This window comes from Leptospira wolbachii serovar Codice str. CDC (assembly GCF_000332515.2).
GTDB lineage: Bacteria > Spirochaetota > Leptospiria > Leptospirales > Leptospiraceae > Leptospira_A > Leptospira_A wolbachii.
The window spans coordinates 1-3,089 of sequence record NZ_AOGZ02000003.1 but is presented as its reverse complement, the minus strand read 5'-3'; the positions used below and the strand labels follow the sequence as shown (position 1 = coordinate 3,089).

Sequence of the window (3,089 nt, the reverse complement as noted above, 5' to 3'; positions counted from 1 at the left end):
TCCGGTTTAAATCTGGGAAAAGAAATATGCAAATTGATTCAGGAAAATGAAAAAATAATTCAAAAAAGAATATAAATAACTACATGCCAAGTAAAATTACACAAATTTCCTTTTTCAAAGACTATACTTACTCTTTATCACTAGCATTCTAAGAAATTTCTATAAGTTTTGAAACGGCGTATAACAGCATGGAAACGCTGCGCTTCGGCACTTGCGGCCTCGCTTGGGCTGCGCCACATTTCCCTTCTGTCACTCGTTTGCATCCGCAAACTCCGTGCCAGTCCCTAACGTCCCGTCGGGACTCAGGGTCGGGAAACGTCGTCTCCACTAGTTCGTTATGCGACATTTCAAAATGAAACATATAATAATTACAATTCTATTTCTTAATATTACACCGATACTTTCGGAAGAAATATTAAGACTGAGACCAAAAAATAGTATCGCATATATTTATGAAGAACCGAATTTAAAATCGAAGAAAATTTCCAAAATTAAAGAAATTTTGGAATTCAGTCATGAATCACTCAAAATAAAAGTAGAACAGCCGCCTATCGATTCTGGGTATTGGATTCAATTGAGAAAACCAAATGGCTGGATATTTACCAAAGAAATCATTTTTGATATTGAAAATGAGGATAATTGTAATGATTCGCAACAAATTCCATCAAAGTTGTTTCTTGAAGGTATTGAAGTTATAATTTTAAAAGATGGCCTTTTTTTAATTTCATCCAATGAATTAGGAAGCTCTTTTAATCAACAAGTTGGTGTCTGGAAATCAAATAAAGATAAATTTGAAGGATTTATTTATTTCGAGGATTCAACGATGAATGATTGTTTAAATATTTGCTTCGAAAATGAAGATACTTCTAACTGCAAGAAGTCTTGTAAAAAAGAGGCGACAAAAGAGTTTGGGACTTTGGCGATAACAGCAAAAATAAATTTTCTTTTAAGAATAAAAGGAAACCAAAAAATCCTTGTTTTAAAAAGCATCAAAGATCAGCCGGAAAATGTTAAATCCTTCTTTCAAAGTATTAATATTGAAGAAAACAAAATATACAAAACTGAATGTAATACTCATTGAAACGTCGCATAACAGCGACTAACCGCTTCGCTTCGGGACGAGCCCTCGCTTGGGCTACGCCACATAGGCTTCTGGCACTCCCCTTGCATTCGCAAGTGTCGTTCCAGTCCCTAACGTCCCGTTGGGACTCAGGGCCAGCCTACGTCGGTTAGTCTAGTTCGTTATGCGCAAGTCCCTAAATGAATATGAATAAACGAAATATTATTAGAAAAAAATATGCATTTTTAATTCTTATCGTACCTACTTTTTTAAATTCAGAACCTTTAATTTTCGGGGGAAACAATCTAGGAACTGATGAAATGGTATTGAAACTTGAAAACTCAAATGCTCTATATTATTTTAATGGTGAGGGAGATGGTTGTGAGGGTTTTAAGGCAAAATTTTCGCAAAATGAAAATACTTTTAAATTTACAAATGTTATATCCAATTGTTCTAACAAAAAATTGAAAAATTTCCAATGTTCCACTAAAATAGATGAAAGTTCCTTAATTTTTTCAGAATACCTACACTGTGATAATAATTTATTCTTATACAACGTAAACAAAGGAGTTAAAGAAAATCTAAACAGAAATTACAATGGAACACAAGTCCTTACCTCAGGCTTAAAAAATGGAATTACTACTTCCAATGCAAAAATGCGAGAAAAACCAAACACTCAATCAACATCATTTACCTGCTATTTTACTAATATTGATGATGATAAACTTAAAGAAAAAGAAATCAATTTCATCCCTAAAACTATAAATCTCACTATTATCGCAAAAACTATAACTGAAGATAGCATCGGAGACAAAAGAAATTTTTGGTATTTAGTATTTCCGATCTCTGATTCATATAATGGGTGTTATCTAAAAGACTCAAAGCAAAAAGAAGGTTGGGTTTTTGGAGAATATATCAAATTTAATAACTAGGGACCAGCGCATAACAGCACGGAAACGCTGCGCTTCGGCACTCACGGCCTCGCTTGGCCTGCGGCACATTCCTCTCCGTCACGCTTCTCGCTCCGCAAGAAGGCGCGCCGACGCTAACGCCTGCCATGCAGGCTCAGCTACGAGGAACGTCGTCTCCGCTAGTTCGTTATGCGCAATGTCCAAAAAAATGAATTAAGAAAAAAAATTTCGCTCTTAAAGCAACAAATCTAGCTCACAATAAAACTTTATAAATATGAACTTTTACGATTCCTTCGAAATAAATTTAATAAATTATATCGAATCTTACAAATCAGAACTTGAAAAATCTAAATTCAAATTTTATTCAAAAACTGTTGGTCCGGGTATGGGGGCCTATTGTTGAATTGTCAAATAAAGATCATAATTTAATAATTATAAACGATAGAGGACAATTCTTTCTAGATTTAAAATCGAAATTGAAAAACTTGAATTTTCAATTGAATTCTATATTATCATATATTCTATTTCAAAATATGGAAAATTTAGATAAAGTTAATAGAAATCAAGTATTACTTGGTGAAAAATTTCCTGATTTATTGACTGATCCATTGAAATAATATTTTATCTATAGAAATGAAATAAATGATATTGAACTCAATACTCAATATAAAAAAATAATTAATAAATTGCAAACTGAAAGATCAAAATATTTATTTTCAAAATGAATATATCATGATTAAGCAGAATGTCTGATGAAACCTACAATTCAAAACAAGAAAAATTTGAAGAATTAGGTTTTAAATCTTTAATTTACATTTATTCTTATACATTGGACACAGCGCATAACAGCGGGGAAACGCTTCGCTTCGGCACGAGGCCTCGCTTGGGCTGCGCCACATTCCTCTCCGTCACGCTTCTCGCTACGCAAGAAGACGCGCCGACGCTAACGCCTCTTTCAGAGGCTCAGCTACGAGGAACGTCGTCTCCCCTAGTTCGTTATGCGAACATTTCCGAGTGACCCAATTAAAACGGGCGTCCATGCCCGTTAGAGAGATAATAAAGGATAAAAAGCTAACAAAAAAGCCTATTGACAGATATAACTCCTATGAGTCTACGCG

2 protein-coding genes are annotated in these 3,089 nt (G+C 34.2%); both read left to right on the top strand.

Going from position 1 to position 3,089, the window contains the following annotated elements; translation table 11 throughout:
- Nucleotides 1–352 precede the first annotated feature (352 nt).
- Nucleotides 353–1,081, top strand: a complete 729-nt coding sequence (locus LEP1GSC195_RS01495) for a hypothetical protein (protein ID WP_015679753.1) — start codon at nt 353–355, stop codon at nt 1,079–1,081.
- A 185-nt stretch (nt 1,082–1,266) separates the two neighbouring features.
- Complete coding sequence (locus LEP1GSC195_RS01490) at nt 1,267–1,992, top strand: hypothetical protein (RefSeq protein WP_232227610.1); 726 nt, start codon at nt 1,267–1,269, stop codon at nt 1,990–1,992.
- The last annotated feature ends 1,097 nt before the right edge of the window (nt 1,993–3,089 follow it).